We start from the raw sequence: 12,861 nt of genomic DNA, 5'->3' as shown, positions 1-12,861 counted from the left end.
GCCGAGATGAGCGCCGTCCTTCTCCAGGTGATATCCAAAGACCAAAGGTCTGCACAATCTGAAAAGGGGTGTTGATGACTGCTCGAAACGGAACGGCGTATACCGGCAGGCCGTTGTATTTGTGGAGCGTCTGGCTGATTGCTACTGTTGTGGCTTGCACGCCGCTCTTCGTCTCGTCGATTCCGCCATTGGGACAGCACTTCTATAACATCGTCAGAGTAGACATTCTGGCGCATCCGGGTTCCTACGCTGGCAACTTCGTAGTTCGGTGGGACCCATTGCCCGACCTTGCGATGGACCTGACCCTGCCGTGGATCGCGAAGTTGATGCCGGTGGAGTGGGCTGCATGGTTCTTTATCGTTGTCGAACTCTCGTTGCTAAGCTCGGGCTGCCTGGTTCTTAGCCGTGCTCTGAATGGCCGGTGGTCGTGGTTTCCGCTATTCAGTTTTCTGCTTCTCTACAACTGGATCCTGATACGCGGTTACGATAACTTTCTGTTCGGGACTGGCCTTTGTTTGTGGGCGATAGCCTTGCATGTGGCGCTTCGCCGGTTCACGGTCGCGCGGATCATAACGTCGTCTTGCAGCGCCCTTGTGATTTATTTTTGCCATCTTTTTCCTCTGGCCGTTTTTGCACTGGTCATAGGAACATGGGAGCTTGGCTGCTTCCTGCAGGAAGGGAAATTGCGAATCCGCTCGCTCATCACGCACGCGAGCGCAAGCCTGGTTCCGTTGATACTTCCCGTGGTATTACTGGCGCATAGCAGTACCGGCGGACTTCGTGGCTCCGTCGACTTCGGCTTCGTTCATATATTCGCCAAAGTCAGCCGTTGGCTCGATGTCTTCGCAATCGGCAATCCCCCGGCCGACGTCGCAGTGCTGGCAAGCATGGGCCTGACATTAGCCATCGGCTTTCTAATGAGGTGGTGGTCCTGTAAGCCTGAGTGCCGGATCACGGTGATTGCGCTTCCGCTGGTAGCGCTATTTGCGCCGTTCTCCGCATTTGCTTCTTATGGCGTGGTCGAGCGATGCGCGCTGAGCTTCGCATTCCTGCTGACAGCGCTCGTGGATGTACGGGCTTCGGCACCGCGTCTGCAACGGGTCGGCGCGCTAGCGCTCGCGATTGTTTTCCTGTTTCGCATTGCGACGGTAACTGCCGATTGGCGTGCGGCGAAGCCTTCCATTCAGGCGTACCGCGCTACTTTCGCGTCGCTGAAATCGGGCTCGGTCCTGTTTCAATACAAACAGGACACGACTTATCCCTCCCCAAGGACCGCGCCTCACCGCTGGAATCCGTATCTGGATAAGGTCGTTGCGCTTGCAACGCTCGATCGGGTTCTCGTACCGGATCTCTATCTGAAAGCGGGCCAGCAGCCGGTGCTTTATCGCGCGGAAAACGCGGCATTGAGGAAGTTCCAGGACGATATCGAGAATGGCGACACGGCATTCCGGGCGAACGACGGAATGTTGCGCGCATGGGCCGCGGATTTGCAGAACAGGTTTCCAGACCTGCAAACCCGCTTCACGGAAGTCTATCTCGCTGTGTTCGATCCGCAACGGCGTCTTTCTGAAACACTAACCGGTTGGCAACTCGTTGCGACGCTACCGGAACATCGACTCTATCGAATGCTTCCTCGGTGAGCGCGGTCATCATGCATCCGATCGGCTAGCCGCTTACGGTGCGTAAGGCCGCTCGAAGAATGTCGTTTTTCTGCCAGCGGACGTCGCATTCGCGGCATGCCGGCGCGGCTGTTGACCATTACATTCGAAGGAACCCCGCCACGTCGCTACAGCCGTGCCGCACAGTAAGAACGAGACTCAGCCCGAATGAAACAGGCACGCGAAACGGCTGCCCATCAGCCGACAGGCGCGTCCTATTTATTGGACACGCAACCGCTTGCCGACGGGTGGGAAAGCACGGGTTCGCTCAGCGCCGCTGTCCAGCCGGGCGAGGCGACCGCAGGCGCGAAGTCCGCCGCTGCTGTCGTCGGGTCCGCGCCAGTCGTCGGGAGCTTGCGCTCCACTGCGGTCCTGTTGTTGGGCTACGCGATTCTCATCACCGGAAACGGTCTGCTCAGCACGCTTATCTCGTTGCGCCTCATTCAACAGCAGGCGCCGTCGATCGCGGTGGGCGTCGTGCAATCGGCGTATTACATCGGCTTTCTATTGGGCGCTGTTTATGGCGGCGCGCTCATTACGCGCGTCGGTCATCACCGCGCGTTCGTCACCTTCGCCGCAGCCTCGGCGTGCTGCGCGCTCGGGTACGCCGTGTGGAGCGCGGCCGCGATGTGGGTCGTTCTGCGCTTCGTCACAGGCTTCTGTCTGGTCGGCATTTTCACGGTCGTCGAGAGCTGGTTGCATCAGGTCGCGAGCAACGCTCAACGGGGCCGCGTGTTCTCGGCTTATCTGATCACCAACTACCTCGGTGTCGGCACCGGGCAGTTTCTCATCGGCCTTGCGGACCCAGGTGGGTTCGAACTTTTCAGCGCGGTCGCAGCTTTGTTCACGGCGTCATTGATCCCGGTCGCGCTCGCAGGCACAGCGCCCGCAGCCACGGCCGCGCTCGACGCGTCTCGTGCCACATACGGCTCGCGTCTCGCACGCGGGCTGTCGGGGTTGCAGAGCATCTATCGTTGGGCGCCGCTCGGCGTTGCCGCGTGTCTGTCGGCCGGGGCGCTCAATAGCGCGTTCTACACGATGCAGCCCGTATTCATGCGGCGCATCGGCTATGCGGTGCCAGACGTGTCTCACTTCATGGGCTTCGCCCTGCTCGCCGCGCTCGTGCCGCAATGGCCGGTTGCGCGGCTGGCCGACCGGTTCGACAGGCGCAAGGTGCTGCTATGTCTTGCGGCAGTTACCGGGTCGCTAAGCGTGCTGCTGTTCCTGCTGCACGATGACAGGTTGATCCGGGCCTTCGGCTATCTCTATGTCGCGGTAGCGTTTTCCATGTACGGCGTCGTCACCTCCTACGTGAACGACTGCATCCCCGCCGATGAGCGCGTTGCCGTGAGCGCCGGTCTGTTGCTGATCTTCTCGGTGGGGGCGAGCGCCGGCCCGACGCTCGCGTCCGCAACGATGTCGGTCGCGGGTCCTTCCGGGCTCTATCTGTTCACGGGGCTCGTCACAGGCGCGCTCGCCACGCTGACAATGCGCAGCGTGGCGGGTCGGCACGGTCGATAACGCCACGCCACGCGCGCCGTCGCCTTCCGGCGGCTTCCAGCGAACCCGGCAACTTCTCCGAATTCTCCAGAATCATTCGACCGCCATGACCTGTCGCTTCGAGGACGGGGATTACCCTTAGCGCTTCGTCGGCCAACGCCCGTGCTGTAAGGGAAATGCCGGGCGGCGAAAACGCGATGTCGCTTTTGTGACAAACGAAGTCGAATGCAGATGAAGGGTTCCCAGTTTTGTCCGGCTATCTTTGCCGCATAGCGAAGCACACCGACACGCGCCTGGAACAGGCCGTCAACGCCGGAACGGGAGACAACGTGGAAACCCTTGCTTTCATGCTCGATAACTTTGCGTCGATCATCAGGCTCACCGTCGAGCACGTGGAGATCGTCGGCGTGGGTGTCGGTCTCGCCATTGTCACGGGCGTGCCGCTCGGCATCGTGATCACGGCCAATGCGCGCGCCGCGAAGATCGTGTTGTATTCCGCGGCGATCCTGATGACCATTCCCTCGGTTGCGCTGTTCGGGTTGATGATCCCGGTCCTGTCGGTGATCGGCCAGGGCATCGGTTTTCTCCCGACCGTTATTGCGCTCTTTCTCTATTCGCAACTGCCGATCGTGCGCAACACGTACACCGCGATCACCAACATCGACCCTGCGTTGCGCGAGGCCGCGCGCGGCATCGGCATGACCACGCGCCAGCGTCTGTGGAAGGTCGAAATTCCCATTGCGCTGCCCATCATCATGGCGGGCGTGCGGATGGCCGTGGTGATCAATGTCGGCATTGCCGCTGTCGCCGCTTATATCGGTGCAGGCGGGCTCGGCAAGCTGATCAGCCGCGGCATTTCGCAATCGGACCCGCGTCAGTTGATCGCCGGCGCAATTCTCGTAAGCCTTCTTGCCATTGCCGCCGACTATGGCCTCGGCTGGGTGCAACGTCTGCTGACGCCGAAGGGTCTTCGCAGCCCGTCGCGGACCGGCCGACTGGCATTACGTCTTGGCGCGTGGGCGTCATTCCGTAAATCTCCTCATCACGCGCAATAATCATGATCAAGCTCTCCAGCATCTCGAAGCGCTATGAAGGCGCGAGCGCCCCGGTGGTCGACGGCATCGACATGGAAGTCGGCGCGGGTGAAATCTGCGTGCTGCTCGGCCCGTCGGGCTGTGGCAAGACGACCACGTTGAAGATGATCAACCGCCTGATCCAGCCGAGTTCGGGAAAGATCTTCATCGACGGCCGCGATACCGACGAGTTCGAGGTGGTCGAATTGCGCCGGCAGATCGGCTACGTGATCCAGCAGATCGGGTTGTTCCCCAACATGACGGTCGAGGAGAACATTAGCGTGGTGCCGCGTCTGCTCGGCTGGGACAAGGCGAAGACAAAGCGTCGCGCGGCCGAATTGCTGGAGATCGTGGCGCTCGATCCTTCGACGTATCTGTCGCGCTATCCGAAGGACCTTTCGGGCGGCCAGCAGCAGCGCGTCGGGGTAGCGCGCGCGCTCGCGACCGATCCGCCCGTCATGCTGATGGACGAACCGTTCGGCGCAATCGACCCGATCAATCGCGAGTTGATCCAGGACGAGTTCCTGCGCATTCAGCAGCAGGTCAAGAAGACCATTATGTTCGTCAGCCATGACATCGACGAAGCCGTGAAAATGGCTGACCGCATCGCGATCTTTCGCGGAGGCCGGCTCGAGCAGTTCGACACACCGGACACGATTCTCGCGCGACCCGCGAGCCCGTTCATTGCCGGCTTCGTCGGCGCGGACCGAGCGTTGAAGCGGCTGCGCCTCGTGCGTGCCAGCGACGCTTTGTCGGCCTGCGATTGCGCCGCACGCGTGGGCGACAGCAGCGAGCGCGCACGGGCGTTGCTCGAACGGCACGGCGTCGAACAGATCGTGTTGCTCGATGCGGCGGGCAAGCCGCAAGGCTATCTGAGCGCTGCCGAGCTCAGCGCAATCGAGGGCACGCTGATGGCAGCCCACGCGAAACCGGTGCAAGGCGTGGCGCGTCATAGCGATGACCTGCGCAGCGTGATTTCGTCGATGTTCTCACTTGGGCAATCCTGGCTTGCTACTGTCGACGACGAGGGCCGCTTCGTCGGCTACGTGAATCAGGCGCACATTGTCGACATGTTGCGTCTGCCAGCGGAGGCCCGCGCATGAATACACTGCTCTCACGCTGCGCTCTCCTGTTCGCTTGCGCTGCGCCGCTGCAAGCGCGTGCGGACAACTGGCTTCTATCCATTGCGCAATATCGCACCGATATCGTCTACCAGTCCATCACGCAGATGACGATGGTCGCCATAGCCGGCGGGCTTGCAATCGTCGTTGCGGTGCCGCTCGGCATCTATCTGAGCCGCGAGTCGGGCAAGCACGCGCGCGCAGGTCAAGCGCTCCTGCAGACGCTCAACATGGGGCAGGCCGTGCCGAAACTCGCGCTGCTCGCGCTCGCCATGAGCGTACTTGGCATTGGCCGCTGGCCGTCGATTTTCGCGTTGTGGGTGGCTACCTTGCTGCCCATTGTGCTCAACACGCTCGAAGGCCTGCGCGCCGTGCCGCGTGCGCTGATCGAAGCGGCCACCGGCATGGGCATGACACCGAGGCAGGTCTTATTTCGCGTCGAATTGCCCAACGCGCTTTATGTGATCTTTGCGGGCATCCGCACCGCGCTCGCTATCACCGTCGGAACGGCGCCGCTTGCGTTTCTGGTCGGCGGCGGCGGACTCGGTGAACTGATCTTTACCGGCATCGACATGAACGACTTTTCGATGCTGCTGGCAGGCGCGATTCCCACCGCGGTGCTGGCGGTTCTCACCGACGTGCTCATCGGCCAGATGCAGGTGCATCTCGTGTCGCGCGGCGTCACTCCCCAACGCTAGTTCAATCACACGCATACGCGTTTCTTCGAGGACATCATGAACATTGCCTTCTTCAAGCGGGCCTGCGCGCTCGTCGCCATTTCCCTTGCGTCGTCGTGGACCATTACTTGTGCGGCGGCGAATGTCGTGGTCGGCGGCAAGAACTTCACGGAGCAGCAACTGCTTGCCGAGATGACGACCGAGCTATTGCAGGCCAAGGGTTTCACCGTTACGAAAAAAGACGGCTTGGGCAGCGCGGTGTTGCGCGCGGCGCAAGAGAACGGACAGGTCGACGTGTATTGGGAATACACCGGAACGTCGCTGATCACGTACAACAAGATCAATGATCGCCTTTCGCCGGAAGACACATACAGGAAGGTAAAGGAACTGGACGCTGGGAAAGGGTTGGTGTGGCTCGATCCTTCTCGTGCGAACAATACGTATTCGTTAGCGATGAATCAGGACGAAGCAAAGAAGCTCGGCATCGTAACCCTTAGCGATCTTGCAAAGGCCATCAAGTCAGGCAAGACGCTGAGCTTTGCGTCCAACTCGGAGTTCTATGCTCGCCCCGACGGGCTGCGTCCGCTGCAAAAACTGTATGGCTTCGAATTTTCGCAGGACGAGGTTAAGCGGATGGACTCGGGTCTCACGTATCAGGCATTGAAGGACCGTCAGGTGGACATCGCGCTCGTTTTCGCCACCGATGGCCGCGTGCCGGCATTCAACTTCGTCATTCTTAAGGACGACAAGGGCTTCTTTCCTTCGTATGCGCTGACGCCCGTGATCCGCAAGGCGACGCTCGACGCTAACCCGAAGCTCGGCCCAATCCTGAACTCGCTCTCGGCAAAGCTCGACGCACCGACGATGGCTCGATTGAACGCCTCCGTCGACGTGCAAAAGAAATCGTTCAGCGAAGTTTCGCATGACTTCCTGAAGCAAGCGGGTCTGCTGTAACGCTCGCGATCCGACCCAACCTGAGAGACAAGAACATGCCTTCGTCTTCCCTCGACGCGCCGCGAGACGGCGCGCTGAAAGTTGCCGCCGCGCAGATCGACAGTTCGTACGGCGATCTGGACGCGAACCTCGGCAAGCACCTGAGCATGATCGGTGAAGCGCGCAAGCACGGCGTCTCGATGCTGCTGTTCCCCGAATTGTCGCTGTGTGGACATAGCGCGGGCAAAGACGCGCTGCAGCTTTCAATGCATGTCGATCACCCGGCCATTGCCGCACTTGCCGAAGCGAGCGTCGGGCTCCATACGTCGTTCGGTTTCATCGAAGAAGCGCCTGGTGGCCAGTTCTACAACAGCCAGGCGACCGTGACGCACGGAAGGATCGTGCACGTGCATCGCAAGATTCAATTGGCGACCTACGGCAAGCTGCGCGATGGCCTGTATTACGCGCCGGGAGCGGAACTCGGCGCATTCGGCATCGACCGCGACTGGCGCGTCGGCACGCCGATCTGCAACGACCTGTGGAATCCGGCTCTCGTGCACGACCTGATGTGCGACGGCGTGACGCTGCTCGCCGCTCCGATCAGTTCGGCGCGCGAAGCGGTAGGCGGCGGTTTCGACAACCCTTCTGCGTGGGAACTGAATCTGCGCTTCTACGCGGTGACCTACGGGGTCGCCGTGGTGATGGCGAACCGGATCGGCACCGAAGGCATGCTGCGCTTCTGGGGCGGTTCGCGCATTCTCGATCCGTTCGGCAACACGGTTGCAATGGGCTCGACTACCGACGAAGAGCTGGTTGTCGGCGAACTCGACTACGCGGCGCTGCGCGAAGCGCGCTTCCTGCTGCCGACCGTGCGGGACTCCCGCGTCTATGCGGGCCGCGGCATCCGTGCGGCTCATTCACCTGTCAACACCTGAAGCGTCGCCTGCCATGCAAGATTTTCTCCTTACCGACGAAGACCGCGCGTTCCGCGCGGAAGTGCGGGCCTTTCTGCAGCGCGAACTTGCGCCGCGCGCGGCCGATATCGAAGACCGGCGCGACTGGGAAGCCGTCAAGCACGTGGTGCGCGCGCTGGCCGAAGCCGGTTATCTGAGGCTCATGTTCGCGGACCTTTATCGCGGCTCGCTGAAAAAGCCCGGACTCACGCACGCGACGATCTTGTCGGAGGAAGCGTCCGCCATCAACTATGCATTCGAAACGACCATTGCCACGGCGCTGAGTTGCGCATATCCGTTGCATCGTCACGCGAGCGAGGCGCTGCGCGATGCGTATCTCGAACCGATTCTGGATGGCCGCGCGGTCGGCGCGATCTGTGTGACCGAGCCGGGCACGGGGAGCGATTCGGCGGACATGCAAACACGCGTCGAATACGACGCACGTACCGACGAATGGGTCGTCAACGGCTTCAAGCGTTATATCTCGAACGCTTCGGTAGCGGACGTCTATATTGCTTACGGCATCACGCCGCGCGATGACGCGAAGCCTGCCATTACGGCGGTGGCGGTGCCGAAGGACGCCTGCGGCATTAGCTTTCCTCGCAATTACACGTTCATGGGCCGGCACGGCTGCATCGTCGGCGAGGTCGAATTCGACAATTGCCGCGTGCCAGTCGACCACCTGCTGGGCGGCGCGGGCGAGGGCTCCGCCATCATGCGCGGCATGTTCAACTTCGAGCGCGCGATTCTGGGCGGCTCGGGCCTCGGCGTCGCGCGTAGTGCGTTCGAAATCGCGCGTGAGCATGCGCAAAGACGCAGGACGTTCGGGCAATTCCTCGGCTGCAAGCAACTGATCTGGGACAAGATTGCGCAGATGAGCTGGCGCATCGACGCCGCCGAGCTGATTACCTATCGCGCCACCAAGATGTACGACGCCGGCGCCGACGGCAAGGCGCTGATGAAGGAAGCGGCAATGGCCAAGCTCGTCGCGACCGAGACGGCGAATTTCTGTGTGAACGAAACGGTGCAGATATTGGGTGGCGATGGCCTCACCAAGGAATACGGCCGGGCTGAACAGCTGTATCGCGACGCGCGCGCGCTGACAATTGTCGGCGGGACGTCGGAAATGGCGAAATACCTGATCGCCTCGCGCGATCTCCCGGATCTGAAGATCAACCTCTGAGCGCATTCCATTTCCATCATGCTGACCATTACCTCGCTGTTCGAAAATACGGTCGCGAAGTACCCCGACCGTCTCGCGCTGGTCTGCGGTAACTCGCGTTTTACCTACGCACAGTGGGATGAGCACGTGCGCGGACTCGCGCAGGCGCTGTTCGACCTGGGCGTGCGGCAAACGGACCGCGTCGCAATCTTCCAGAAGACCTCGGACGCAACAGCCACCGCTTATCTTGCCTGCCAGTTGCTGGGCGCGATTGCCGTCCCGATGAACTACCGGCTATCCGCGAACGAAGCGATATTCATCATCCGCGATGCCGGTGCACGCGCACTGATCTACGACCATTCGATGCAGCCGGTCGTCGCGAAGATCGAGCAGGGCCTGCCCGATCTTCGCATCTACGTGCGCGTGGCAGGGCACGGGAACCATACGGATGAGCCCGATCGAAACGATGCGCCTTCGTATCACCGCGACTTCGATGCGCTGATAGACAGTACGCGCCATCGCGATGCGCCGCTGCCCACGCTGACGCCCGACGATATTTCCGCGCTCGTCTACACGTCCGGCACGACGGGGCGTCCGAAAGGCGCGATACACACCCATGCCAACGACGTCGCGATCGCGACAAACTGCGTCATGGAGTACAGCCTCACGAGCACCGACTCGGCGCTCCACATCGCGCCGCTTTACCACGTTGGCGGCATGCAGGCGTATTTCATGCCGCACCTGATGGTCGGCGCGGCCAACATCGTGCTGCCGCGCTACGATCCGGCGCGCACGCTCGCCGCAATCGCGCAATATGACATCACGACACTATTTGCCGTGCCGACACAGATTCAGGACATGCTGTTTCATCCCGCATTCACGCAGAGCGATCACAGCAGCCTGCGGATGATCACCACGGGCGGCGCGGCCATTCCGGCCGCAGCGATGCAACGCGTGATCGATGAGTTCTGTCCGAACGTCTACAACGGCTACGGCATGACGGAGGCGAGCCTCACGCTGCTGCTGCATCCGCGCGACGCACTCGCGCGCCTCGGCTCCTGCGGCAAGCCGACTTTGATCAGCACCTGCCGTGTCGTGACGAACGACCCGGCGCGCGCCGTGCCTTCCACAGAAGGCGTCGTGCCGGGCGAGGTGGGTCAGCTGATTGTGCGCGGCCCGCAACTCGCGCGTGCGTACTGGAACAATCCGGTCGAAACGGCCAGGAAGTTCCGCGACGGCTGGCTGTACACCGGCGATCTGTTCAGCGTCGACGAGGGCGGCTATTTCCACTTCCACGGTCGCGCCGACGACATGATCGTCTCGGGCGGCGAGAACATTTATCCGCGTGAAGTCGAGGAGGTGTTGTACCACTGCCCTGGCGTTCAGGAGGCCGCGGTAATCGGCGTGCCGGACGCGAAGTGGGGCCAGGCGGTAACGGCTTTCGTCGTGCGCAGCGACGCGCAGTTGACGGAGGACGCGATCATCGCATTCTGCAAGGCCAGTGACGACCTCGCGCCGTACAAGCGGCCAAAGAAAGTGCTGTTTGTCGAGCGCTTGCCGCTGAATCCGAGCGGCAAGGTTCTGCGGCGCGAACTGGCCGCCTCGGTGCACGAGAATCTTTTGCAAACGGGAACGTAATCATGAACGAACCGGTACTTTACGAACTGGACGGCGGCGTCGCCACCATTACGCTGAACCGTCCTGAAACGCGCAACGCACTGACCGAAATGGAAGTGGTCGATGCGCTCGTCGAGAGCCTCGAGCGAGCGCAAGCCGATCTGAACGTGCGCGCAATCGTGCTCACGGGCGCGGGTCCCGCGTTCTCCTCGGGCGGTAACATCAAGCACATGCGCGACGAGGTGGGAACGTTCGGCGGCAACTCCGCGCAGATACGCGAGAACTACCGGCGTGGCATTCAACGCATTCCGCGCGCGTTTCATGAACTCGACCTGCCTTGCATCGCCGCAGTCAACGGACCTGCGCATGGTGCGGGTTGCGACCTTGCGCTGATGTGCGATATCCGTATCGCCGCGCACAGCGCGCTTTTCGCGGAAAGCTTTGCGAAGATCGGCATCATTCCCGGCGACGGCGGCGCGTGGTTGCTGCCGCGTGCGGTCGGCCTCTCGCGTGCAGCCGAAATGATTTTTACAGGCACGCCCATCGACGCGCAATGCGCGCTGGATTGGGGTTTGGTATCGCGGGTCGTGCCCGACGCGGAGTTGCTGTCGACGGCCAGGGAACTTGCGGCGCGCATCGCGAGTAATCCTCCGAACGTGCTGCGCATGAGCAAGCGCCTCATTCGCGAAGGACAGCGGATGGACCTGCCGAGCCTGCTGGAACTGTCGGCGGCGTTTCAGGGAATCGTGCATCGCACGGCAGATCACCGCGAGGCGCTCGCCGCCACTTTCGAGAAGCGCACGCCGAATTACACCGGCGATTAATGCGAACGGACCGGTAAATCGCAGCAAAAGAGGCAATGGACCGGCGCGGCGCAATATGCGACAGTTTCGCCACCTTGACCGATCCAGCATGAACATGCGCAGCAAAATCAACGACGAGACGCCGCAATCTGCCGCCGCGCGCCAGGTGCAATGGCCAGCGGCGGGAGAGGGTGCACTCGTCGCGGCGAACGCGGAAAGCACGGCGACGGAAAGCTCGGCGGATTTGAGCCAGGAGCGGCGGCCCGACACGCAACGTATCGGTTTTTTTCTGGTACCCAACTTCTCGATGATGGCGCTCAGTTCCGCGAGCGAGCCGCTGCGCGCGGCCAACCGGGTGAGCGGCAAGCCGCTGTACAGCTGGCATCTGATCAGCGCGGACGGCGAGCCGGTGTCGTCCAGTTCAGGATTCTCACTGCAGCCCGAATCGGCTATGACCTCGTCGATTGCCGTAGACCAACTGTTCGTGGTGGCGAGTATCGATGTGGAGAACTACCGCAACGAGCGGGTGTTCGACTTTTTGCGCCGCTATGCCGCGACAGGCAAACCGCTCGGCGGCGTGAGCCTCGGGACGATGATCCTGGCGCGCGCCGGGCTTCTTGACAAGCGGCGTTGCACGATTCATTGGGAAGCGCTGAAAGCGCTCGCCGACGAGTTTCCCTCGCTGGCCGTCACGCGCGACCTCTACTGTATCGACGGCGACCGGCTCACCTGCGGCGGCGGCACAGCCGCGATCGACTTGATGCTGGATGTGATCGCTCGCGCGCATAACCATCGGCTTGCGGCCGATGTCGCCGACCAGTTCCTGCATACGCGTATTCGCGCGTCGCAGGAGAGCCAGAAGATGGCAATTCAGTGGCGTTACGGTATCGAGGACCGGCGCATTGTCAATGCAATTACGCTGATGGAGCAGAACATAGAGCGCCCCGTTCCCGTGCAGACGCTCGCCTCGCTGGTAGGCATTTCGCCTCGGCAGTTCGAGCGTATGTGGCTCAAGCACTTCGACATGGGGCCCTCGCAGTTCTACCTGGGCGTGCGCCTGAAGGCAGCGCAAAAGCTCCTGCACGAATCGACGTTTTCCATTTTCGACATTGCGATGCAGTGCGGATTTGCAAGCGCCTCGCATCTGGGGCGGTGTTATCGGAAGCTCTTTGACGCCACACCCGGACAGGAACGTGCTGCGAGGGGCAAGTGAAGATCGCCATTGCGTAAGAGGCAACGATCCGGTTCCACTTGCTGCGAGCCGGATCAGTTTCGAACGCAACAGCGGTGTCATCGCAAGTTGCGTCACAGACTCCGGCCCTCACACTATTCAATCAATACGACCGCTCATTGTGGATGAGCGG

At 61.6% G+C, this 12,861-nt stretch carries 11 protein-coding genes; all 11 read left to right on the top strand.

Going from position 1 to position 12,861, the window contains the following annotated elements; all coding sequences use genetic code 11:
- Nucleotides 1–74: 74 nt before the first annotated feature.
- The 11 genes from J2W46_RS09685 (at nucleotide 75) to J2W46_RS09635 (ending at nucleotide 12,710) form a co-directional block, all read left to right on the top strand.
- Nucleotides 75–1,640, top strand: coding sequence for a hypothetical protein (locus J2W46_RS09685; RefSeq protein WP_310353159.1), 1,566 nt, complete (start codon nucleotides 75–77; stop codon nucleotides 1,638–1,640).
- A 186-nt stretch (nucleotides 1,641–1,826) separates the two neighbouring features.
- Complete coding sequence (locus J2W46_RS09680) at nucleotides 1,827–3,179, top strand: MFS transporter (RefSeq protein ID WP_310353156.1); 1,353 nt, start codon at nucleotides 1,827–1,829, stop codon at nucleotides 3,177–3,179.
- A 308-nt stretch (nucleotides 3,180–3,487) separates the two neighbouring features.
- Nucleotides 3,488–4,213 carry an ABC transporter permease gene (locus J2W46_RS09675; protein WP_310353153.1) on the top strand — a complete coding sequence of 242 codons (726 nt, stop codon included), beginning with the start codon at nucleotides 3,488–3,490 and terminating at the stop codon, nucleotides 4,211–4,213.
- Between the two features lie 2 nt (nucleotides 4,214–4,215).
- Complete coding sequence (locus tag J2W46_RS09670) at nucleotides 4,216–5,334, top strand: ABC transporter ATP-binding protein (RefSeq protein WP_310353150.1); 1,119 nt, start codon at nucleotides 4,216–4,218, stop codon at nucleotides 5,332–5,334.
- Nucleotides 5,331–6,050 (top strand): ABC transporter permease, encoded by a 720-nt coding sequence (locus tag J2W46_RS09665; protein WP_020068537.1) that lies wholly within the window; start codon nucleotides 5,331–5,333, stop codon nucleotides 6,048–6,050. The genes J2W46_RS09670 and J2W46_RS09665 overlap by 4 nt, the downstream gene beginning before the upstream one ends.
- 36 nt (nucleotides 6,051–6,086) lie before the next feature.
- Nucleotides 6,087–6,983, top strand: a complete 897-nt coding sequence (locus J2W46_RS09660; protein ID WP_310353148.1) for a glycine betaine ABC transporter substrate-binding protein — start codon at nucleotides 6,087–6,089, stop codon at nucleotides 6,981–6,983.
- 35 nt (nucleotides 6,984–7,018) lie between these two features.
- Nucleotides 7,019–7,897 (top strand): nitrilase-related carbon-nitrogen hydrolase, encoded by an 879-nt coding sequence (locus J2W46_RS09655; RefSeq protein ID WP_214876634.1) that lies wholly within the window; start codon nucleotides 7,019–7,021, stop codon nucleotides 7,895–7,897.
- Nucleotides 7,898–7,910: 13 nt separating this feature from the next.
- Nucleotides 7,911–9,098, top strand: coding sequence for an acyl-CoA dehydrogenase family protein (locus tag J2W46_RS09650; protein WP_310353144.1), 1,188 nt, complete (start codon nucleotides 7,911–7,913; stop codon nucleotides 9,096–9,098).
- 18 nt (nucleotides 9,099–9,116) lie between these two features.
- A complete protein-coding gene (locus J2W46_RS09645; RefSeq protein WP_310353142.1) occupies nucleotides 9,117–10,715 on the top strand; it encodes a class I adenylate-forming enzyme family protein in 1,599 nt (532 codons plus the stop codon).
- 2 nt (nucleotides 10,716–10,717) lie between these two features.
- Nucleotides 10,718–11,518 carry a crotonase/enoyl-CoA hydratase family protein gene (locus tag J2W46_RS09640; RefSeq protein WP_020068542.1) on the top strand — a complete coding sequence of 267 codons (801 nt, stop codon included), beginning with the start codon at nucleotides 10,718–10,720 and terminating at the stop codon, nucleotides 11,516–11,518.
- A gap of 88 nt (nucleotides 11,519–11,606) precedes the next feature.
- Complete coding sequence (locus J2W46_RS09635) at nucleotides 11,607–12,710, top strand: GlxA family transcriptional regulator (protein ID WP_310353139.1); 1,104 nt, start codon at nucleotides 11,607–11,609, stop codon at nucleotides 12,708–12,710.
- Nucleotides 12,711–12,861 lie beyond the last annotated feature (151 nt).

Source organism: Paraburkholderia strydomiana, from assembly GCF_031456815.1.
In the GTDB taxonomy this organism is placed as follows: Bacteria; Pseudomonadota; Gammaproteobacteria; order Burkholderiales; family Burkholderiaceae; genus Paraburkholderia; species Paraburkholderia caledonica.
The sequence above is the reverse complement of the archived record's forward strand: the minus strand, read 5'-3'. Positions and strand labels throughout refer to the sequence as shown.

Bases quoted from the DNA above. Each gene is read 5' to 3' on its own strand.
- J2W46_RS09655 (WP_214876634.1), top strand. From the start codon at position 7,019: ATGCCTTCGTCTTCCCTCGACGCGCCGCGAGACGGCGCGCTGAAAGTT.
- J2W46_RS09685 (WP_310353159.1), top strand. From the start codon at position 75: ATGACTGCTCGAAACGGAACGGCGTATACCGGCAGGCCGTTGTATTTG.
- J2W46_RS09660 (WP_310353148.1), top strand. From the start codon at position 6,087: ATGAACATTGCCTTCTTCAAGCGGGCCTGCGCGCTCGTCGCCATTTCC.
- J2W46_RS09635 (WP_310353139.1), top strand. From the start codon at position 11,607: ATGAACATGCGCAGCAAAATCAACGACGAGACGCCGCAATCTGCCGCC.
- J2W46_RS09640 (WP_020068542.1), top strand. From the start codon at position 10,718: ATGAACGAACCGGTACTTTACGAACTGGACGGCGGCGTCGCCACCATT.
- J2W46_RS09680 (WP_310353156.1), top strand. From the start codon at position 1,827: ATGAAACAGGCACGCGAAACGGCTGCCCATCAGCCGACAGGCGCGTCC.
- J2W46_RS09665 (WP_020068537.1), top strand. From the start codon at position 5,331: ATGAATACACTGCTCTCACGCTGCGCTCTCCTGTTCGCTTGCGCTGCG.
- J2W46_RS09645 (WP_310353142.1), top strand. From the start codon at position 9,117: ATGCTGACCATTACCTCGCTGTTCGAAAATACGGTCGCGAAGTACCCC.
- J2W46_RS09670 (WP_310353150.1), top strand. From the start codon at position 4,216: ATGATCAAGCTCTCCAGCATCTCGAAGCGCTATGAAGGCGCGAGCGCC.
- J2W46_RS09650 (WP_310353144.1), top strand. From the start codon at position 7,911: ATGCAAGATTTTCTCCTTACCGACGAAGACCGCGCGTTCCGCGCGGAA.